Source organism: Ignavibacteria bacterium, assembly GCA_041649015.1.
Lineage (GTDB): Bacteria > Bacteroidota > Ignavibacteria > Tepidaquicellales > Tepidaquicellaceae > CAIKZJ01.
In genome coordinates, this window is record JBAZNU010000001.1 from 508,730 (window position 1) to 530,344 (window position 21,615).

Here is a 21,615-nt window from a genome sequence, read left to right on the forward strand (position 1 = left end):
CATAACAAGTATATTCCGTTATTTGTCTTCTATTTATACAAACAGCGGGTTTATAAATAAGTGCTATAGATGTGCTGTTTTATTTATTTTATATTTCTTGATGATAAGTTAATATACTAATTGCAGAAAATTTATTCTATAAAGTCTGTGAGATTTTATCCGCAAGAGTATCTGATGAAACAATTTAAAATTTGTTTTCAGATATCGAGAGTAAAGAAAGTATTATGAGATCGGTATGGGAAATTTAGGCACTGTATGTATTAACAAGAAGCTTTATCATTGTCAGCTTAAGAAATTTAAAATGAGATATTTTGATGTGAAACAGCAATAATTAAGCTATTGAAAAATGTTATTGGAATAGTTATTTATAGTAACACAACAACTAGGACATAATACATGAAGAATATATTCAAGCTAATAGTCAGCATAGTTATAACTCAGACGGCGGGAGTAATCGGCTCGCTGTTTACAATACAGAGCATACCAACATGGTATGCTACGCTGAACAGACCCTCATTCAGTCCTCCGAACTATTTATTTGGTCCAGTATGGATAACATTATATTTTATGATAGGCATTTCGTTTTTTCTCATATGGCGAAGCTCGGATTCCTTCAGCATAAAGATACCTTCAATAATGTTTTCGATACAGATGGTATTAAATGCTATGTGGAGTATTATATTCTTCGGTTTAAAGAATCCGATGTTTGCTTTTTTTGAAATAATTTTGTTGTGGGTTTTAATAATACTGTGTATAATAACATACTATCCGATATCAAAGGCAGCATCATGGCTGATGGTACCCTACCTGCTATGGGTAAGCTTTGCAAGTGTTTTGAATTTTAAGATATGGATGCTGAACTAATAAAGACTAAAAAGTATAAAGCCGATTACTTGGTAGTAAACGGCTTTTATGTTTTTAACTTATAAAGAAGATTATTTTATTAGTGTCATTCGTTTTGTTTCGGAAAAGCCCTCTGCCAACATTCTAAAGAAATATGTACCGCTTGAGAACTTTGCCGCATTCCAAGAGACTTGATATGTACCAGCGTTAAGATTTTCATTAATAAGTACATCAGCTTCTTTTCCGCTAATATCGTAAATTGCTATCTTAACACCTGAAGATTTTGGAACACTGAATTTAATATTGGTTACAGGATTAAATGGGTTAGGATAATTTTGCTGTAATGAAAATGAGTATGGCGTTTCAGAAGAAATATTCTGAATCCCTGTTGTTGGGTTTTCAAGTTCATACTTATTTCCCGGTACCGAGAATGAAAGCGGTATGCCGAGTCCGCTCAAATCAACGTTTACTGAAGGAGTTACTCTTTTAATCATCCAAACACCTGAAGCAAACCAGGTAGTATCAGGGCGTTCAACGATTGGAATTTCAAAAATAAGAACCCTTATGTATAAGCCGGTTATCGTAACAAATCTTTTAGCATTATCATAAGTACCATTTACAGTGTTTACGGTTTGGTCATTTAATCTTTTTGCTTTATACTTAAATCTCAAAGGTGCTGAAATAGTATCGAATGAAATAGTTGTATCTTTTTGAATAAGAGTATACTCACTGTTTACGGTTTGAGCAAAACGGAATACACTGTACCAGTTACGAAGCCCTGCAAAGAAACCTCCAATACCAGGGAAAGGAATAATATTTGTATCGAGGGAAGCAAATAAATACTCCCAGCCATTTGTTCCATCAAAATTGTAATGAGCAGTATCATTATATGGAGTATTCTGGTTGAAGGACGTTAAAAAATCTTTTTTCTGAACGATGCTAGCAAGTTTACCGAGGTAATTCTGCACAACTGCAAATGAATCTATTCTGTATGTAGCAAGATTTGTCATTGGGTTGTTAAGCGAGTCCAAGGGGGTGTTTTTATAATACCATTTATATCCAGTTGAAGCAGGAAAATATGTGGACGCATTCTGTGCATAAGCACCGGCGCTAATTAATAGTAATAAGAGTATTAATATCTTCTTCATAATAATTAAATTTAGTCAAATATTGTATGTTTATTCAAATAAAACAATACTTAAAATCAAAAGGTTACATAGACAGAAATTATTCACGACAGTAAAGTGTTTATAAAGATGTAACAAATTAACACATTATATGATAAAACTTGAGAACGTAAGTAAAGGATACTACGAAGGAAAGATGTTCCACAAAATCCTCTCTGAAGTAAACCTTGATATTAACAAAGGTGAAATAATAATTTTATACGGTAAAAGCGGTTCGGGAAAGTCAACGCTGCTGAATCTGCTCGGGGGTATAGACCTGCCTGATAAGGGAAGCATTTATTTTGAAGGTATGAATCTGACAGCACTGAGTGAAAAGGAAAGAACACTTTTTAGGAGGAAAAGAATAGGGTTTATATTTCAGTTTTTTAATCTTATACCAACACTTACGGTTTCTGAAAATCTAAAGCTGCCGCTGGAACTCAACTCAATTTCTTTTGAAAGAGTGAAAGAAATTCTGGAAGAGGTCGGACTTGCGGACAGGGTAGATGCGTATCCCGATATACTGTCGGGAGGCGAGCAGCAGCGCGTGGCAATTGCAAGGGCCCTGATACACAATCCTGATTTCATACTTGCAGACGAGCCGACGGGGAATTTAGACTTTGATACTAGTAAACAAATAATTGATTTAATAGACAGGATAGTAAAGCAACAGGGAAAGACAATGATAATGGCGACACACAGCAAAGAGGTTATGGGACTTGCCGACAGGGTGTTAACGCTTAAGGATGGAAAGTTTGAGGAAATGTAACAAGCGATGAAAATTATACATAAGTCAAGCTTGCGGTACATCTTCAAACACAAACTTCAGTTCGGGCTTTCAATACTGGGAATTGCGATAGGTGTTGCTATTATTGCGGCGATAGATATAGCAAATATAAGCACATCGAAAGCTTTTAACATGTCGCTGAATGCCGTTACGGGAAAGGCAACTCACAGAATAATTTCAACTTCGGGAAGCATACCGGATTCACTTTATAATTATTTAAGGATAGAAAAGGGGCTTAAGAATATCGCCCCAGTTGTTGAGGACAATATTATTGTAGGAGACAGCACGAGGAAGACATTTGTGCTGCTGGGGCTTGATCTTTTTGCAGAGAAACCGTTTAGAGATTATCTCTCGGAATCGAGCACGGAGCTGAAAGGCGGCTTGAAAGATTTTATGGTGACGCAGAATGGAGTAGTTCTTTCGGAGGAGAATGCAAGAGTTTTAAGGAAGCGGGCGGGAGATACGATAGATGCAAGCGTAAGAGGAAAAAAAATGAAGGTTGTGGTTGCGGGATTGATAAGCAATTACGGGAATCCTTCTCAATTAGAAAATTTAATCATTACTGATATTGCAACCGCGCAGGAGATGACGAGGAAGTTTGGGTTTATAGATGCGATTGATGTAATTACTGATAAAGAAATGACTGAGGAATTTGTGAAGAACTTACTACCCCAAGGATTTGAATTGCAGAGGTCCTCGGCGAGGTCAGATATTGCGGAACAGATGCTTAGTGCTTTTAATGTGAACCTTAATGCACTGAGCATGTTGGCTTTGATTGTAGGGGTGTTTTTGATTCACAACACGATGACGTTTTCGGTAGTACAAAGGAAGAAGGTCCTTGGAATATACCGTTCGCTTGGGGTTACGGAGAATGAGATTTACAGACTGATAATAGGCGAAGTGTTTTTAATAGGGATGATTGGAACGATGCTGGGATTTTTGCTTGCGATAGTGATTTCAAAGAATCTGCTTGTATTGATAAGCAGGACGATAAACGATTTATATTTTGTTGTATCGGTTACTGAGATTGAGATTACATGGTTTATAATACTCAAGACTCTGGTAGTCGGGATTGCAGCATCGATAATTTCAGCACTTAAGCCGGCAAGAGAGGCGTCGCAATCGAAGCCGGGTGTAACAATGGCAAGGTCCGGGCAGGAAGTCCGGTTGGTATCTAAGGTTTACCGTTTTGCGGTCTATGGAATATTATGGGGGCTGGCAGGGGTGCTGATACTTTCGCTACCATCAAGGAACGTATGGCTGAGTTACGGCGGTGTACTACCGATAATAATAGGATTTGCACTTCTTACACCTCTTTCGATAAAGATAGCCGACAAAATACTGACTCCCCTTTCGGGAAAGATATTCGGGATAACAGGGAGGATATCTTCGAGGAGCATAATACAGAACATAAGCAGGACTAACACAGCAATATTTTCATTAAGCATAGCGGTAGCGGCGACAGTGGGAGTCGGGACGATGATAAGCAGTTTCAGGTCAACGGTTGTAACATGGCTTGAGAACGGGCTTAAGGCGGATTTATACGTATCACCGCCGACATTAATATCAAACAGCAATGAGGCATACATTCCATATTACATTAAGGACAGTATTATGAATATGGCTGAGGTTAAGAATATAAACTATTACAGCGAGTTTAAACTGTTTCAGGATGGAGATGTGATAAATATTCTTGCATCAGGTTTTACAGACCCTAATGCAAAAGACTTCAGACTGAAGAGCGAGGATGAGAACGTGAATGAAAGGTTCAGGAACGGAGAAGTTTTACTGACAGAGCCGTATGCTTACAAGAATAATCTTTCGACGGGAGATACGATAAAACTTAAAACAGATGAGGGGTACAGAAATTTCAGGGTTGCGGGGATTTATTATGACTATTCATCGGACAAGGGTTTTGTGAGTATAGAATACTTTGTGTTTCAGAAATACTGGAAGAGCACGGGGCTTTCGGGGATGGCTGTGTTTATAAAAGACGGGGTTGATGCTGATGCGGTTAGAAACAGAGTAAATTCGTTTGCCGGGAAGGACGTGGAACTGATAATAAGAAGCAATAAATTTTTAAGGGAATCTTCGATACAGATATTTGACAGGACGTTTATAGTTGCGAATGTGTTGCAGCTGCTTGCGGTGATTGTGGCGTTTGTGGGTGTGCTGAGTTCACTTATGGCGCTACAGCTGGAGCGGAACAAGGAGATGGGCGTGCTAAGGGCTGTGGGATTACTTCCATTTCAATTATTTAAAATCTCGACTTTGCAATCTATACTGATGGGGATTATATCCGGATTGCTGGCATTACCGCTGGGTGCATTGCTGGCGTACATACTTGTGTTTATAATAAACAAGAGGTCGTTCGGGTGGACGATGCAGTTATCGCTTGAGGTAGGAGTACTTATAGAGGCGCTTATACTTTCTGTAGCAGCGGCAGTGCTTGCGGGGCTTTATCCAGGGTTCAGGATTTCAAAGATATCGCCTTCTGCGGCATTGAGGGAGGAATAGAAGTGATGAGAATTTTAATTATTATAATATTGAGTTTAACGCTTTACTCCTGCTCTGACGGAACAAAGAAGTATGAAGGCAAGCAACAAAGCGTTGCAAGCGCTATGGGTTCGGCTGATACAGCGGGATTTGAGAAAGCGATGAAGGAAAAGAAATTTGAATTTCCAAAGGACAATGGTGCGCATCCGACATTCAGAACTGAATGGTGGTACTTCACGGGAAACCTTACATCAAAGGAAGGAAAGAGATTCGGGTATCAGTTTACGATATTCAGGAATGCAATAGCTCCATTGATGTCAGATAGTGCTTCAAAGTGGAGGTCGAATCAGATATATATGGGGCACTTTGCGGTGACGGATATTGACAATAATAAATTCTACTATTTTGAAAGGTTCAGCAGAGATGGGAACAGGCTTGCGGGTGCAGAGGCAAATCCTTTAAGGGTTTGGATTGAGGACTGGGAGGTGAAAGAAACAGAGATGGGAAAGTATGAATTTCCAAACGTAAGACTTATTGCAAAGGATAAAGATATTAATCTGGACTTAGAGTTATCGCTTTTAAAACCTATGGTATTGCAAGGGCAGAATGGATTAAGCCAGAAGAGTAAGGAGGCGGGCAATGCTTCTTATTATTATTCGGCGACAAGGATAGAGACGAAGGGTTCGATAAAAATTGAAGGAAAGAATAATGAGGTTGAGGGTTCTTCGTGGTTAGACAGGGAGTGGAGTACGAGTGCTTTAGCAGATTATCAAAAGGGATGGGACTGGTTTTCGCTGCAGCTTGATAACAACGTAGAAATAATGTATTACCAGCTAAGGAATAAGGACGGGAGTGTTGATGAAACTAGCAAGGGTTCGATTGTATTTCCAGATGGAAAGAAGGAAAATATTAAAGCAAACGAAGTAGAACTGAAAGTAATAGATGAATGGAAGAATGCAGAGGGAAAAGTATATCCTTCAGGGTGGACGCTGAAAATTCCTTCGAGAGATATATCGCTGACGATAAGACCCGCGATTAAGAATCAGGAGCTTAACGTTACCGTAAAATACTGGGAGGGTTCTGTGATAATTGAGGGGACTTATTTAAAAGAAAAGATTACGGGAAGAGGATATACAGAGCTTACGGGGTACGAGGATTAGCAAACCTAAATTGACAAATTTGTCAATATTTTTTTTTAGGAAAGGATGAGACTAATTAAAGGCCAATTAGAGACTAATTAGAGGCCAATTAGGAGCCAATCAGGTTTAGGCTGAAACCAGCATGTATTTTTTTTGGGACTGACAAAATGTCAGTGGAAAAAAAACCCGGGAGGGGCGGAAATTATGATGTTTTATTTTATGTGTTATTTGAAAATAACTGATGTTTTTCGTTTCCTATAAGATTGTGCAAGTGCATACCACTTTAAAAATTATTTGTATAATTTATTAATCGTTTATATAGAAATAATAATTATTGCTGATAAGAAAAGACATAAAACTTGAATCCTACAAGAGCAGAAATATCGCTGAACAAACTTGAATACAATTACAATCAGATAAAGAAGCACTTACACAAAACAAATCCGAAAAAGGATATAAAGGTCTGCGGTGTTGTGAAGGCGAATGCATACGGACACGGAATAAGAGAAATAAGCCAGAAACTGATATCACTTGGGGCGGATTTTCTTGGAGTAGCAAACTATGATGAGGCGATAAAATTAAGAACAACAATACCAGATGCAAACATACTTGTCTTTGGAACACTAATACACTCTAAACTAAAGCCGGCGGCATACGTTTCAAAACTTTTAAAATATAACCTTATAGCGACAGTTGCTTCGCTTGACACGGCAAAATTTCTTGACTTATACTCGGGAAGGCTGAAAAAGAAATTCAAGGTTCACATAAAGATAGATACAGGAATGAGAAGAATAGGATTTGATGTGAAGAGAGCTTATAAAAATATTGAACAGATATTTACATACAAGAATCTTGATATAGAGGGAATTTACACACATTTTGCAACCGCAGAAATCGGCGACAAAGCATTTGCTAAAACACAGCTAAATCAATTCAAGGAGCTGCTTCATTTGCTAAAGAAGGCAGGAATGGAATTCCCTATCGTGCATGCGGCAAACAGCGGAGCGATACTGGATATTAAGGACTCATTATTTGATATGGTAAGACCAGGACTGCTGCTTTACGGATACTATCCATCGGAAGAGATTAAGAACAAGATAGAGCTGAAACCAATAATGAGTTTAAAATCTAAGGTCACTTATATAAAGAGACTGGATAAAAACACAAGCATATCATACGGGAGAAAATATTTTACAAAGGAAAAGACTTTTATTGGTTCTATTCCAATAGGTTACGGAGACGGTTACTGGCGTTCGCTTTCGAGTGCGGGAAAAGTTTGCATAAATAATGAATACTTTCCGATTGCCGGAACGATAACGATGGACTGGCTAATGGTAAATCTTGGAAAGAAAAGTACCGTGAGAACCGGTGATGACGTACTGCTGATAGGCAGAGAGAACAAGAACGATCTAGGTGCCGATAAGATAGCAAAGATAGCGAAGTCAATCCCGTATGAAGTACTGTGTTCGTTTGCGGACAGAGTGCAGAGAATTTATGTATAAAGATATAGGATTAGTACAGAGTTATGAGGTTAGAAAAGGTGTATGGATTTTTTGTTACTTTGGTAATTAGTATTTTACACTTCCTTCAAGATTGGATATTAATAAACAAAGGGTTTTAAAAAATAATATTATAAAAAGTAATAGAACTATTTGAAGTACTTGATATATATTGTATTGGCGGCAGTATTATGGTTTGTGATGTTTGTATTGAAGCCGTTCAATTTCTGGGTAATGATGGCATTTTCGACGTCACTTCTTTCGGTGATTTCCTACCTGCATTATAAAGATCAGTTCAGGAAAGAGTATTTTAATTTTAATGAAATAGCGATAGGCATAGGAAGTGCGGCGCTGCTATACTTAATATTCTTTTTCGGAAGGTATGTGCTTGATACATTCGGTATAATTCCGGACCATGCGAATAACATAAACAGTGTTTATGCGAATAAAGAGCAACTGCCGGAGTGGGTTGTGGCGATGCTGTTGTTTTTTCCTATAGGTTTTGGAGAGGAGTATTTCTGGCGGGGGTATATACAGAGGCATTTAGCTGAGAAGCACGGAAAGTGGATTGCGTTAATAATAACTGTAGTATTTTACACTGCGGTACACATACCGACGGGAAATCCGATACTTTTACTTGCTTCATTTTTAGTAGGTGTTTACTGGGGGCTGATATTTATATGGCGAGGCAATATATTGGCAGCGGCGCTTTCGCACATGCTTTGGGACCCGTTTATTTTTGTGATATTCCCAATGAATTAATAAATGCATCAGATTGTTAAGAAATTAAGTAAATAATTAAAGATATAATGGAACAAAATATGCAAGCCCCAAAGGGGTTTAAACTATTTATGATGGCAATACGTGCCTTTGCCTTTCCTGCGTCGGTAATACCTGTATTGTACGGTTCAATACTTTCGGTACTGCTGATGCCAGAGACAAACTTCAACTTTTTGTATTTTGCTTTGACGCTAATAGGGGCGATGTCGGTGCATGTAGGTTCAAACATAATAAACGATATTTACGACTACAAAAAAGGCATCGACAAAGAAGATCCCGAAATAGGTATTCCGCACGGCGGTTCGATGGTAATTTCAAAGGGATTTGTATCGGTAGAAAAAATGAAGGTGATAGCTTTTAGTTCGCTTTTACTATCGGGGATAATAGGAATATATTTATGGCTGATGATAGGTCCATGGATACTATACCTGATGATATTCGGACTTTTCGCGGCGATATATTATACGGCTAATCCTTTTGCATTGAAGTATAAAGCGCTGGGTGATTTAATGGTATTTCTTACATTTGGAGTCGGTATGACGCTTGGTGCATACATAGTACAGACAGGGCATTTCGACTGGAGGCCTGTAGTACTTTCATCTCCTATAGGTCTGCTGATAATCGCGATACTACATACAAACAACATCCGCGATATGAAGTTTGACGGGGCTTTCGGCGTGAAGACGATTCCGATAATCATAGGGCAGAAGATGTCTATTTACATGTATGATGTATTAATAATTGGTGCATACGCTTCGATAATACTTTTTGTATTGTTTGGACTGCTTCCATGGCCTGCGTTATTAAATTTGATAACGCTACCTACGGCATTAAAGCTTGTTAAGATGCTGAAGACAATACCGGACGAAAACATACCCCGCTGGGAAGTAGGGACAAAGTTGAATATAATGACGGCACAATTCAATATGCAATTTGGATTGATGCTGAATCTTGGATTACTGATTGCGTTTTTATATACGCTGTTTATGTAGAAGAAAAGATTTTAAATTATTAAGAAGAGCCGCAAGAGTAAATTACTGCGGCTTTTTTATTACTCGTAGTATTCGCGAAAGACGCGCCACTGATTGCCGGTTTCTTCACTTTTGAAGAGGCGCAGTGTTTTAATTCCTTTTTCTTCCTTTTTATCTGCGGTAAAGGTCTGATTAAATTTAACGTTTACGTAGTTTTTGTTAACTGAATCGTATTCAATTTTAACATCGTTTACTTTTACGGAAATATTTTTAACGGATTCGAATGATTTTGTAACTCTTTTGATACGTTCATCGTAGGAGACGGTTTTTCCGCCTTTATCAACATACTGATAATCTTTATCGAGAAGTTCGCGATAACGGAAGATATCTCGGCTTTCCCATGCTGTTTCCCATGTTCTCATAAACTGATTGATGGGATAATCTTCGGAAGAATAATATTCGTTGAGTTTAATATATGTAAATACAGCGGAGACGATGAAAAGCACGGAAAGGACACCAATGCTTGAGAAGAGAAGAACTCTTCTTCTGAATTTAAAGTCGAGCTTTTCTTTGTAACGTGTATTAAATTCCTCCTGAAACTCTTCCAAAGGCTCGGATTTATCAGGCTGTACTATTTCCTGTTTTTGATTGATCGAGCGGATTTCCGGCGTGTTAATTTTTTCAAGAATTTCTGATAAAGTTTTATTACCGACATTTTCGGCTTTAGATTTTACTGAAGGATTTTCATAGCAATCGGGGGTAGAGCATCCCCGGTACTTTTCCCAGCAAGATTTATGATGAGGAATCTCGCAGCGGAAGCAGACGGTCTTTTCCTCATTATTTTTAATAACCTTATTGCAATACGGACAAATCATCAGTTACAAAATTAAGCAGAAACGATTACTTTAGAAATGTAATAATTATTAGAATACAATACCCGAGCAAAAGACCAGACTATTTCTATGTTTAGAGTTTAATGAGAAAAGGCTTTGGTCGGAAGCGAGAAAATCGTATTCTGCTTTAATGTAGAAATTATCTATCGGTTTGAAAGTAAAACCGAATGCGGCTCCTACGAGATTAAGAAAATCGCCGCTATCGCCTGCACCGTCTGAAATAATGGCATTAGGGTCATGAAACCACTCACCGCGAAGTGTTAAGTTTAGTTTCGGGTGGAGGTTATACCTCAGCTGAAGCATACCAGAATTCATGAATGCAGTTTTTGAAGAATCCTCATTATCGGAATTAGTCGAAAGTGCAAAATCAAAGAAGCCTACGAAGTCAAACTTACCAAAAGAATATGAAAGGACTAAGTCGTTATAGAACAACCATTGATTCTGAAATTCGAAATCCGCTTCATTTCCAAAAGCATTTCCGTAAAAGAAAGTCAAATTTTTAAAAGGTGTGTAAGTCATTGACACACCTATTGATTTATTGTCATTGTTTTTTGAAACAATATGGTATGCATTGTAGTAGTAAACGCTTGCTGAAAATTTTTCTGAAAAGTCGTGCTGAAGCTGCACACCGATAAAACTGGAGGGCTGAAAATAGCCGCCAACAGAGGTTGTAGATAGAAAGTTGTATTCGGGTATGGAAGATTCAAGGCCGATGTAATTGGACATATACCCAACTCTTAAAGAAGTCTGCTTATTAAATTTATAACCGAAGTAAGCACGTTTGATATATTTAATAAACTGTTTATTAAGCGGTGTTAGAATGAACGGAATATCTCCGAACTGAAAAGCGACCGAAGAAAAAACATGGGGGCTGTCATAATCAAGCATAAGTAAAGCAATGTTAAGACGAAACTCATCATGATACATACTATTAGAGCTAAAATCTCTGATTTTAGAAGCAGAATCGTTAGAACTGTTAAGGTCAACCGCATAGTAAGAATCAACGAGTACATGAAATTTAATATCGTGAAGAATAGAATTATTTGAATCGTTTTGCGGAAAAGCAAGCGCCGGAATAAAAGCAAACACAAATAAGATAAGTATTTTCATTAGTTCGGGGTTTTGTTAAGTAAAATTAATTAATATTGATTTGATGTGAAATGCAAATATGGATGGGAGAAGTGATTAATTAGATATATAAAAACTTGTTTTTAACGAAACTAGCAGAAGATGAAGAAAAATTTAAAAACCTGTAGCCAAATGAAAAAGAGAGAGGGGGTACTAAAACAGAGCAGGTATGATGTAATTTTAGATGTTTGATTAACGTTTGATTAGGTAAATTGAGGCGGACAATACCGTTTTAATATTATGATATTTTATAAGTTTTATGTTTTGGATGTAAAGTCAGAAAATGAGCCTTAAAAAGGTGTTGTTGCCCGGAGAAAAGAATTTTTAAAATTATTAGTAGAATACTTAGGGGATGAAAGTGCGGAATGTTACAAAACCCATCCCTTCCTTCCAAAAGAGACCCCGGGAAGGAAGGGAAAGAAATATACTTTATTTCTGATTTTATTTTCTTTCTTCTTTTTCTACTTCTACTTTGACTTTGCCGTCTTCGCGGATAATTTTAATTTCATTGGGTTTAACGTTTGAATTATCTTCGATGACTTTCCTTTTGATTTCGTCGTCGGACATATTACCATTAATTCCGACACCGATTGCTGATTTAAGTTTAACAATTTCTTCTTTGCCGTCACCACCAACAATAACTTCCATATTTTGTCCGTTAAGGCTGGAATTTTCCGGAAATTTTATCATAAGTCTATTATGGTCACCAATTTTTTCATAGGAAACAATGGCGTTTTCAAAACCGTTTTCTTTGAGTTGTTTTTGGATTTCTGCTATTATTTCAGCTTCGGTTTTTCCGCTTGAAGAAACTTCAATTCTGAAGAACTTTTCAAGAGCTGCGGAGTACAAAGGAACGGTTGAATGTTCGGTCAACGGAAAAACTTTCACTGAATTTATTTCATGAATTTTTTCAAGGTCGTTTTTATGGAGCATGGCAGTTTGTTCATCTATTCCCTGCAAGACGGTGTTAAACTCGGCTATGTCAATACCGTTGATATTTTTAATGTTTATAGTCAGGGGGGCATTACTAAGCCATGGAAGTTTATTAAGACTTTGAGAAACTATATTTTCATTTTCCGGCTTTGATGTCCAAGAGTATGCATAACCGATATTTTTTTCATGGTTAACGGGATAATTACATGCACCAACTACAAAGATGAGAAATACTGCAATTGCAATTTTAACTTTATGTTCTAAGATAAATGTTTTCATTTTGTGTTTACTTTTCGTTTGTAAATTTTGATTTCTAAAAAGTGCTTTTGTTGTTCTTTCGAAAGAGCCATCGTACTTTTCCTGACGAATTTTATCCCAGTACCTGTCCATTTGCTTCGTCTCCTTTCTGTCTGATTCCTGATAATATTTTGAGTGTTTCATCTTGTAAATCTCCTTTTTCGAGATTGTTTAACAGATTGTTATTTCCGCAATTTTCGAGAATATATTTTCTGAGTTTTTCACGAACCCTGCTAAGTCTTGATTTCACTGCTGATTCGCTTTTCTCGTTCTGAATTTCCTGAATTTCGCGTATTGATAAATTTGCAACTTCAAAGAGTAAAATTGCAGAGCGCTCTTTGTAATTTAACTTTGAAAGTGCATTTAGTAAAACTATCTTGTCTTTATCATTATCGTTCCTGTCGTAGAGTTCGTAAACAATTTTCTCGTTGTGCTCTTCGCCGAGCGGTATAAATCTTTTCCAGAAACTATTTCTGTGCACCGAAATAAATTCCCGGGATGCTATCGTGAAAATCCAGCTTTTAAATTTTGCTGTATCAGAAAGCGTGTTAATTTTTCTATAGCTTTTTACGAGAGTATTTTGAAACAATTCCTCGGCATCGTCATAGCCGCCGTTTTTAAACATAGCCTTGCAATACCGAAGTAAATCATTATATACCGGTTTCAGCAACTCTACATATTTGTCATTTTCCAGAGACATTAATATTAACGTTTGTATATAAGACGCTTTTGGGATGCAAAAGGTCGCAAAATGGAATATAAATATTTTAGAGATACAATTTTATGCTTAATTTGATATAGTTATGAACTTTTTGAGAGAGGTTTGGGTTTTAAGATTATAAATGGGACTAAAATAGTCCTGTTTTCTATTATACTGAAAAATAAACAAGTTATAAACAATGAGTGACGATATTATTCTGGAAAAAATAGGCAGTGACTATGAATTTGGTTTCACGACCGATATAGATATGGAAACGCTTCCAAAGGGACTGAATGAAGACGTTGTAAAATTCATTTCCAAGAAAAAAGGCGAGCCGGAATTTATGCTTGACTGGAGACTGAAGGCATACAAGCACTGGCTGAAGATGGAAGAACCGAAATGGGCAAATGTACACTATCCGAAAATTAACTATCAGGATGTAATATATTATGCAGCTCCGAAGAAAGAAAACAAGATGAACTCTCTTGACGATCTTGACCCAAAGATAAAGGAAACATATGAGAAGCTCGGAATTCCTCTTGTTGAACAGCAGTTTTTAGCAGGAGTAGCAGTGGATGCAGTTATGGACAGTGTTTCGGTTATGACGACGTACAGGGAAAAGCTGAGTGATTTAGGTATAATATTTTCATCTATTAGCGAGGCGATAAAAGAACATCCTGAGCTTGTGAGAAAGTATCTTGGTTCGGTAGTACCTTATACAGATAACTATTTTGGTGCTTTGAATTCGGCAGTATTCAGCGACGGTTCATTTGTTTACATACCAAAAGGCGTGAGATGCCCGATGGAACTTTCAACATACTTCAGGATAAATGCGGCTAATACGGGACAGTTTGAAAGGACTCTCATAATTGCAGACGAGGGTGCATACGTTTCATACCTCGAAGGATGCACGGCACCGATGAGAGATGAGAATCAGCTGCATGCGGCAATAGTCGAGCTGATAGCAATGGACGGTGCGGAGATAAAATATTCAACTGTGCAGAACTGGTATCCGGGCGACAAAGACGGAAAGGGCGGAATATATAATTTTGTAACGAAGAGAGGAATTTGCGGAGAGGGTGCAAAGATATCGTGGACGCAGGTTGAGACGGGAAGTTCGATAACCTGGAAATATCCCAGCGTAATTTTAAAGGGCGACAATTCGATAGGAGAGTTTTACAGCGTTGCGCTGACGAATAACATGCAGCAGGCAGATACGGGCACAAAGATGATACACATTGGGAAAAACACAAAGAGCAGGATAGTATCAAAGGGGATATCAGCGGGAAAGAGCCAGAACAGTTACAGGGGACTTGTTAAGGTTGCAAAAGGCGCAGAGGGGGCAAGAAACTTTTCGCAGTGCGACTCGCTGCTAATGGGCGATAAATGCGGGGCTCACACGTTCCCCTATTTTAATATAAAGAATAAGAAAGCAACTGTTGAGCATGAAGCAACAACATCAAAGATTGGAGAAGACATATTGTTCTACTGCCAGCAAAGAGGTATATCGGAGGAGGATGCGGTGGCGCTGATTGTGAATGGGTATGCAAAGGAAGTACTTAATCAACTGCCGATGGAGTTTGCGGTTGAGGCGCAAAAACTTCTGGCGATATCGCTGGAAGGAAGTGTGGGGTGATTTAGTTGATAGTTGATAGTTTATAGTTGTTAGCTGTCAGAAAACAAAGAAGGCTAATAGCTGAGAGAATCAAAGAAATTTTTAATATTAATTAAAGAAGAATTAAATAATAAAATGCTAAGAATTAAAGGATTAAGGGCAAAGGTAGAAGGAAAAGAAATTTTAAAGGGATTAGACCTTGAAGTAAAGAAAGGCGAGGTTCATGCAATCATGGGACCTAACGGCTCGGGAAAATCAACATTGGCATCAGTACTTGCAGGACGAGAAGGATATGAAGTGACGGATGGGGAGGTTATTTATGACGGGAAGAACCTATTAGAGATAGAGGCAGAGGAAAGAGCAAGAGAAGGAATATTTCTTGCGTTCCAGTACCCGATAGAAATACCGGGAGTTTCAACGACAAACTTTATGAAAACCTCTATTAATGAAATAAGAAAGCACAACGGACTTGAGCCTATGAAAGCACAGGAATTCATGAAAAGACTCAGGGACAAAGCAGCACTAGTAGAGCTTGATGTTGAAATGACGAAGAGATATGTAAACGTTGGATTTTCCGGCGGAGAGAAGAAACGAAACGAAATATTTCAGATGGCAATGCTTGAGCCAAGGCTCGGAATACTTGATGAAACTGATTCAGGTTTAGATATTGATGCGCTAAAAATAGTGGCAAACGGAGTAAACAAACTGAGAAACAAAGATAATGCATTTGTTGTGATAACACACTATCAGAGACTGCTTGAATACATAGTGCCTGATTTTGTTCATGTGTTATACAACGGAAGGATAGTAAAATCGGGAGACAAGAACCTGGCATTGCATCTTGAAGAAGAGGGTTACGACTGGATTAAGGAAGAAAGTGCAGGGGTATAAGAATGGGTTTAAAAGAAGTATTAAATACTAACATAAAACACGAATCAAAATCGCTGGAAAGCAAACGACAGGATGCGCTTGCAACGCTTGAAAGAACAGGGTTTCCGACAAAGAGCCACGAAGAGTGGAGGTTTACGAATGTAAGCACAATTGTAAATACTAGTTTTTCGTTGGTAGAGGAGCCAAAGTTAAATAAACGTGCGATAGAAAAACTTGATGAGTACAAGTTCGATGCAAACATTGTTGTAATTTATAATGGAACGTATGCGAAGGAGCTTTCAAAGATACAAGATAAGAATGAAAAGATTTTCATAGGAAGTTTTGCCGATGCTATGGCAGCGGGGCATGAAAAGATATTTGAAGAACATTTCGGAAAATACGCAAACGATAAGACAGACGGCTTTACAGCGTTGAACACCTCGATGATAAACGGCGGACTTTTTGTGTATGTACCAACGAATGCGGAAATAGAAAAGCCTGTGGTGATAATAAATTTTATAGAAGAATCGGATAAAGATGTATTTGCAAACCACAGAAACCTCATAGTTGTTGAAAGCGGAGGAAAAGCTGATGTAATCGAGGTGTATTATGCAAACGGCAAACGTTCTTCATTTTCAAATACTGTAACAGAAATATATCTTGAAGAAAATTCAGAACTTCATCACAACAAGGTACAGAATGAGGGGGTTGAAGCATATCATATAGGAACGACACAAGTTGAACAGAGAAATTACAGCAGGTTTTATTCAACGGTTATATCATGGGGCGGAAGTCTTTTAAGAAATAATTTGAACTCTGTATTGAACGGAGAAGGTATAGACTGTTATTTCAGAGGATTTTATCTCGCGAGAGGAAAACAGCTGATTGACAACCACACACTTGCAGACCATGCAAAGCCAAACAGCCACAGTAACGAGCTCTACAAGGGATTGCTTGAAGACGAAAGCACGGGTGTTTTCAACGGAAAGATAATGGTGCGACAGGATGCACAAAAGACAAATGCATATCAGACTAACACAAACATACTACTTTCTAACGAGGCAACTATAAATTCAAAACCGCAGCTTGAAATATTTGCGGATGACGTTAAATGCAGCCATGGCGCAACGACGGGACAGATTAATCCTGATGAGGTATTTTACTTAAGGTCGAGAGGAATTTCGGAGGCTGAGGCGAAGAAGCTTTTGCTATCAGCATTTGCTCATGAAATAATAGATGAAGTTGCAAACGAAGAATTCAAAAAGCTGCTTATAAAGAAACTTGATAAGAAGCTTGGCTAAAAAATTGAGAGATTTAACAATATGATTGATGTTGATAAAATAAGAAATGATTTTCCAATACTTAAGCAAAAGGTTTACGGAAAAGACCTTATATACCTTGATAATGCGGCGACAACACACAAGCCACAAGCTGTTATTGATGCAATTGCACAATATTATTCGGAACAGAACAGCAACGTGCACAGAGGGGTACATTTCCTGAGCGACAGCGCCACTACTTTGTATGAGAATTCAAGAAAGAAGGTAGCAGAATTTATTAATGCAAAGGATTCTAACGAGATAATATTTTTAAGAGGAACAACGGAGGCGATAAACCTTGTTGCTAACGGATACGGTGATAAGTTTATTAATACGGGTGACGAAATAATTATATCTTACCTTGAACATCATTCGAACATAGTACCCTGGCAGATGCTTTGCGAAAGGAAGAATGCAAAACTTAAGGTTATACCCATGAATGATAACGGCGAATTAATAATTGATGAATATAAAAAGCTTTTAAGCAAAAGGACAAAGATTGTTTCGGTGGGACATACATCGAATGCGCTCGGCACCAAAAACCCAGTGCAAGAAATAATAAGAGATGCTCATGATGCGGGTGCGGTTGTGATGATAGACGGCGCGCAGGCGGTACAACATTCGAGCGTTGATGTTCAGGAGCTTGATGCTGATTTCTTTGCATTTTCAGGGCATAAGGTTTACGGTCCAACGGGAATAGGAGTACTTTACGGAAAAGAAGATTTACTGAATGCGATGAGTCCTTATCAAGGCGGCGGCGATATGATAAAGAGTGTTTCTTTTGAGAAGACAACGTACAATGAGCTGCCGTATAAATTTGAAGCAGGCACACCGGATATTTGCGGAGCGATAGTAATGTCAGAAGCGTTAGAATACGTGAAGAATATTGGACTTAAGGACATTGCAGAATATGAAAATGAGTTATTAAGATACGGAACAGAGAGGTTAAAAGAAATCGATGGGTTCCGTTTAATCGGCAATGCAAAGAATAAGACAAGCGTAATATCGTTTTTACTTGACGGGATACATCCTTATGATGTGGGGACGATACTCGATAAACAGGGCATAGCGGTGAGAACAGGCCATCATTGTGCAGAGCCGCTTATGAACAGGCTGGGAATTCCGGGAACGGTGAGGGCTTCGTTTGGCATTTATAATACGAAAAGTGAAATAGATGCTTTAGTTGATGGAGTAAAAAAGGCAAAGAAAATGTTATCATAAAGTATGGAAGATACGATAGAGAAAACTGAGGCGGAAATATTAGAAGACTTTTCATTCTTTGATAATTGGGAAGATAAGTATGAATACATAATAGACTTCGGAAAAAGCCTGAAACCGATGGACCCGATTTACAAAACAGATGAGAACAAAGTTGCGGGCTGTGTATCGCAAGTATGGCTGCACACAGAATATAAAGAAGGAAAGTTATTCTTTGAGGCAGACAGCGATGCGATAATAACAAAAGGGCTTGTAGGGCTGCTTGTGAAAGTTTTATCGGGGAAAAAACCTTTAGACATAATGAACGCAAAACTTGAATTTTTAGACAAGATAGGAATGAAAGAACATCTTTCTCCGACGAGGTCGAACGGACTTGTTTCGATGATAAAATTCATGAAAAGAAACGCGGAACAACATATTAACGGCAATTAAATCAGGGGTTTTATTTGGAAGAAATGAAAGAAGAAAATATAAACAAAGAAGAGAAAAGGACAGAAGCTGTGAACGAATGCAAGACGGTTGAACTTGAAGTACTGAAAGAAGAAGTTGTAAAAGTACTGAAGAACTGTTTTGATCCGGAAATCCCTGTTAATATTTATGATTTAGGTTTGATTTATGATATTAATCTTGCAACGAACGGAGATGTATTTGTTGTAATGACATTAACCTCGCCTGCCTGTCCTGTAGCGGGTACGCTGCCCGGAGAAGTACAAGAAAAACTTAGGGAACATCCAATGGTAAACGATGCAAGAGTAGAAATAACCTTTGACCCTCCGTGGAGTTTTGACAACATGTCGGAAGAGGCAAAGTACGAATTGGGGTTTATCTAATTATACTTTTTCGGCAAAGTATCCAACCTCTGAAAGAGCCGTTATAATCTTTTCAGCCTCGGGATTTTCCCCCTTAATTGTTAAAATTTTATCTTCACTATTTAAATCGACGTTCCACTCGTTAATTCCATTATCCGAATCAAGAACGGGGGTAATCTTACTAATGCAATGATTACAATTAATGTTTGTCTTGAATTTTATTTCTGTCATATATTAATTATTTTTATAAAAATAGGTTATTTTTAGAATCAAAGAAATTTAATAATTCATCTATATTGAGACCTTGTCCATACTGCAAAAGCGGGGAGAATACACTGAGGATAAAAGAAAAAGAATTTCTCATAGTAAGGTGTACAGCCTGCGGACTGACATATCTATTGAACCCGCCAGAAGAGAGCGAAATATATGAAGATTATTATCAGATAGAGTTTAAGGGAAATGACTACCGAGAAGACTCTTCGTTTGAACATTTACGAGAGATATTTGAGATAAACGAGCAGCGAACCGGATTAATAAAAAAGTTCGCTTCACTTACAGATGATTTCAAATTACTTGATATAGGATGCGGCTCGGGATTGTTTTTGAAATCGTGCAAAGATGCGGGAATACAAGGAGAAGGGATTGATGTATCGAATAACGCTTTAGACTTTGCAAGAAATGAATTCGGACTTGATGTTTATAATAGAACAACAGAAGACCTGATAAACGAAGGGAAGAAATATGATTTGATAACGATGTGGCATGTACTGGAGCATATTTTAAATCCGATTGAAGAATTAAGAAAGATAAAAGAGTTACTTTCGCTAAACGGGTATCTGATGGTAGAAGTACCGAATTTAAACAGCATTAAGTTTAAACTGAGCGGAAATAAATGGAAAGGCGGGAATCATCCATTGTATCACAGAAGCTTTTTCACTTCGAAGACACTCGGGGAAACGCTAATCAAAAGCGGGTTTACAGATGTTCGGAGAATAAAGTTTTCGTATCCGCTTTCAAACAAAAGTTTTGTTTACAACTTATTAAAAATAATATTTAATGTATTTAGTGCAGACGCTTTTCTTAACTTTACAGCAAGGAATACAAATGATTAGATTCTTGATTTTGTTTGTTGTTATAATAACGGTCACGAATTCGGCAACAGCCCAAAAAGGACAGAAACTTGTTCCTCCAACGAGCGGAATTTACGCAGGAGTATTTCCCGACATGGGCAATACAGAAGACAGCCTAACTACGGAAAGGATACAAGAATACTTAAACATAACGGGAACACAACCAGTATGGATATGCTTTTCAAACAGCTGGTTTTATGGAATTAAATTTCCGATGGAAAAAGCGAGGAAGGTGGCGGAGTTTAATTCAATACCTTACATAAGAATAATGCCGCGCAGCGACTGGGGGATGGGAAGACCCGACCCTGTTTATGGACTGGATAAAATAGCTGACGGAGATTTCGACAAAGATTTGATTAAGTGGGCAAAAGATGCGAAGAAGTTCGGCAAGCCGATACTTGTAGAATTTGCACCTGAGATGAACGGCAACTGGTTTCCCTGGAGCGGTGTGTTTAATTTCGAAGAAGAGGGTGCTGATTTGTACAAAGAGGCACACAGGCATGTTGTGGAATTGATGAGAGAAGCTGGGGCAGACAATTTAACATGGATGTATCACGTGAATGCAGTCTCAGAGCCAAACGCAGACTGGAACAGATTTAAATCTTATTATCCCGGGGATGACTATATAGACTGGTTAGGGATGAGTGTTTACGGTTCGCAGAAAGTCGGCTGGCCGTGGGCATTTTTCTTTCCTTATTTCAGAAATGCATACAGGGAGCTTGAAAAACTTTCAAAGGTTAAACCTATTGCAATAGCAGAGTTTGGGGTTGTTGAGGACCCGAGTGCGGGTAACAAAGCTGACTGGATAAGGGACGCATTTGAAACTGTGCTCAGCGGACAGTTTCCGAGACTGAAAGCCATCTCGTACTGGCATTCATCTTTTGATAATGCAGACGGGTCAATTTCAAATATGCGCGTGGACTCGTCTCCGGAGGCTCTGAAGGTTTATAATGAGTTTATAAATATGGAAGAGTTTAAGGTTAAGGCAACATTTAAATAGAATATCAGAACAAATTATTTTA

General features: G+C 38.0%; 21 protein-coding genes. 15 read left to right on the forward strand and 6 right to left on the reverse strand.

Annotated features, from left to right (window positions below; translation table 11 throughout):
* The first annotated feature begins 396 nt into the window (after positions 1-396).
* Entirely contained in the window at positions 397-864 is a 468-nt protein-coding gene (locus WC644_02220; protein MFA5010745.1) for a TspO/MBR family protein, read from the forward strand.
* Between the two features lie 71 nt (positions 865-935).
* On the opposite strand, the gene WC644_02225 is transcribed toward WC644_02220, so the two are convergent.
* The gene (locus tag WC644_02225; GenBank protein MFA5010746.1) at positions 936-1,991 is read right to left on the reverse strand and encodes a T9SS type A sorting domain-containing protein; all 1,056 of its coding nucleotides are present in this window, start codon (positions 1,989-1,991) and stop codon (positions 936-938) included.
* Between the two features lie 130 nt (positions 1,992-2,121).
* Here WC644_02225 and WC644_02230 point away from each other — a divergent pair, with 130 nt between their 5' ends.
* The 6 genes from WC644_02230 (at position 2,122) to WC644_02255 (ending at position 9,702) form a co-directional block, all read left to right on the forward strand.
* The gene (locus tag WC644_02230; GenBank protein ID MFA5010747.1) at positions 2,122-2,778 is read left to right on the forward strand and encodes an ABC transporter ATP-binding protein; all 657 of its coding nucleotides are present in this window, start codon (positions 2,122-2,124) and stop codon (positions 2,776-2,778) included.
* 6 nt (positions 2,779-2,784) lie between these two features.
* Positions 2,785-5,313 carry an FtsX-like permease family protein gene (locus tag WC644_02235; GenBank protein MFA5010748.1) on the forward strand — a complete coding sequence of 843 codons (2,529 nt, stop codon included), beginning with the start codon at positions 2,785-2,787 and terminating at the stop codon, positions 5,311-5,313.
* Positions 5,314-5,318: 5 nt separating this feature from the next.
* A complete protein-coding gene (locus WC644_02240) occupies positions 5,319-6,452 on the forward strand; it encodes a lipocalin-like domain-containing protein (protein ID MFA5010749.1) in 1,134 nt (377 codons plus the stop codon).
* A gap of 338 nt (positions 6,453-6,790) precedes the next feature.
* Positions 6,791-7,933 carry an alanine racemase gene (alr, locus tag WC644_02245; protein MFA5010750.1) on the forward strand — a complete coding sequence of 381 codons (1,143 nt, stop codon included), beginning with the start codon at positions 6,791-6,793 and terminating at the stop codon, positions 7,931-7,933.
* 150 nt (positions 7,934-8,083) lie between these two features.
* Positions 8,084-8,692 (forward strand): type II CAAX endopeptidase family protein, encoded by a 609-nt coding sequence (locus WC644_02250; GenBank protein ID MFA5010751.1) that lies wholly within the window; start codon positions 8,084-8,086, stop codon positions 8,690-8,692.
* A 47-nt stretch (positions 8,693-8,739) separates the two neighbouring features.
* Positions 8,740-9,702, forward strand: a complete 963-nt coding sequence (locus WC644_02255) for a prenyltransferase (GenBank protein MFA5010752.1) — start codon at positions 8,740-8,742, stop codon at positions 9,700-9,702.
* A gap of 59 nt (positions 9,703-9,761) precedes the next feature.
* Here the strand turns inward: WC644_02255 and WC644_02260 are convergent, their stop codons facing one another.
* From WC644_02260 to WC644_02275, 4 genes are all read right to left on the reverse strand, one after another.
* Positions 9,762-10,556 (reverse strand): DUF4440 domain-containing protein, encoded by a 795-nt coding sequence (locus tag WC644_02260; GenBank protein ID MFA5010753.1) that lies wholly within the window; start codon positions 10,554-10,556, stop codon positions 9,762-9,764.
* A 48-nt stretch (positions 10,557-10,604) separates the two neighbouring features.
* The gene (locus tag WC644_02265) at positions 10,605-11,684 is read right to left on the reverse strand and encodes a porin (GenBank protein MFA5010754.1); all 1,080 of its coding nucleotides are present in this window, start codon (positions 11,682-11,684) and stop codon (positions 10,605-10,607) included.
* Between the two features lie 459 nt (positions 11,685-12,143).
* Positions 12,144-13,076: a hypothetical protein gene (locus tag WC644_02270; protein MFA5010755.1), complete on the reverse strand. Its 933-nt coding sequence runs from the start codon at positions 13,074-13,076 to the stop codon at positions 12,144-12,146.
* A complete protein-coding gene (locus tag WC644_02275) occupies positions 13,006-13,632 on the reverse strand; it encodes an RNA polymerase sigma factor (GenBank protein ID MFA5010756.1) in 627 nt (208 codons plus the stop codon). The genes WC644_02270 and WC644_02275 overlap by 71 nt, the downstream gene beginning before the upstream one ends.
* A gap of 199 nt (positions 13,633-13,831) precedes the next feature.
* Here WC644_02275 and sufB point away from each other — a divergent pair, with 199 nt between their 5' ends.
* The 6 genes from sufB (at position 13,832) to WC644_02305 (ending at position 19,484) form a co-directional block, all read left to right on the forward strand.
* The gene (gene sufB / locus WC644_02280) at positions 13,832-15,268 is read left to right on the forward strand and encodes a Fe-S cluster assembly protein SufB (protein ID MFA5010757.1); all 1,437 of its coding nucleotides are present in this window, start codon (positions 13,832-13,834) and stop codon (positions 15,266-15,268) included.
* A 114-nt stretch (positions 15,269-15,382) separates the two neighbouring features.
* Positions 15,383-16,138 carry a Fe-S cluster assembly ATPase SufC gene (sufC, locus tag WC644_02285; GenBank protein MFA5010758.1) on the forward strand — a complete coding sequence of 252 codons (756 nt, stop codon included), beginning with the start codon at positions 15,383-15,385 and terminating at the stop codon, positions 16,136-16,138.
* Between the two features lie 2 nt (positions 16,139-16,140).
* On the forward strand, positions 16,141-17,418 hold the full coding sequence (sufD, locus tag WC644_02290) for a Fe-S cluster assembly protein SufD (protein MFA5010759.1): 1,278 nt from the start codon (positions 16,141-16,143) through the stop codon (positions 17,416-17,418).
* 21 nt (positions 17,419-17,439) lie between these two features.
* Positions 17,440-18,657, forward strand: coding sequence for a cysteine desulfurase (locus WC644_02295; GenBank protein MFA5010760.1), 1,218 nt, complete (start codon positions 17,440-17,442; stop codon positions 18,655-18,657).
* Positions 18,658-18,660: 3 nt separating this feature from the next.
* A complete protein-coding gene (locus tag WC644_02300) occupies positions 18,661-19,086 on the forward strand; it encodes a SufE family protein (GenBank protein ID MFA5010761.1) in 426 nt (141 codons plus the stop codon).
* Between the two features lie 23 nt (positions 19,087-19,109).
* Positions 19,110-19,484, forward strand: coding sequence for an iron-sulfur cluster assembly protein (locus WC644_02305; protein MFA5010762.1), 375 nt, complete (start codon positions 19,110-19,112; stop codon positions 19,482-19,484).
* Here the strand turns inward: WC644_02305 and WC644_02310 are convergent, their stop codons facing one another.
* Positions 19,485-19,694, reverse strand: a complete 210-nt coding sequence (locus WC644_02310) for a heavy-metal-associated domain-containing protein (GenBank protein ID MFA5010763.1) — start codon at positions 19,692-19,694, stop codon at positions 19,485-19,487.
* Positions 19,695-19,759: 65 nt separating this feature from the next.
* On the opposite strand from WC644_02310, the gene WC644_02315 reads away from it, so the two are divergent.
* Both WC644_02315 and WC644_02320 read left to right on the forward strand, forming a co-directional pair.
* Complete coding sequence (locus WC644_02315) at positions 19,760-20,575, forward strand: class I SAM-dependent methyltransferase (protein MFA5010764.1); 816 nt, start codon at positions 19,760-19,762, stop codon at positions 20,573-20,575.
* The gene (locus WC644_02320; protein MFA5010765.1) at positions 20,568-21,593 is read left to right on the forward strand and encodes a glycosyl hydrolase; all 1,026 of its coding nucleotides are present in this window, start codon (positions 20,568-20,570) and stop codon (positions 21,591-21,593) included. The genes WC644_02315 and WC644_02320 overlap by 8 nt, the downstream gene beginning before the upstream one ends.
* Positions 21,594-21,615: the final 22 nt, after the last annotated feature.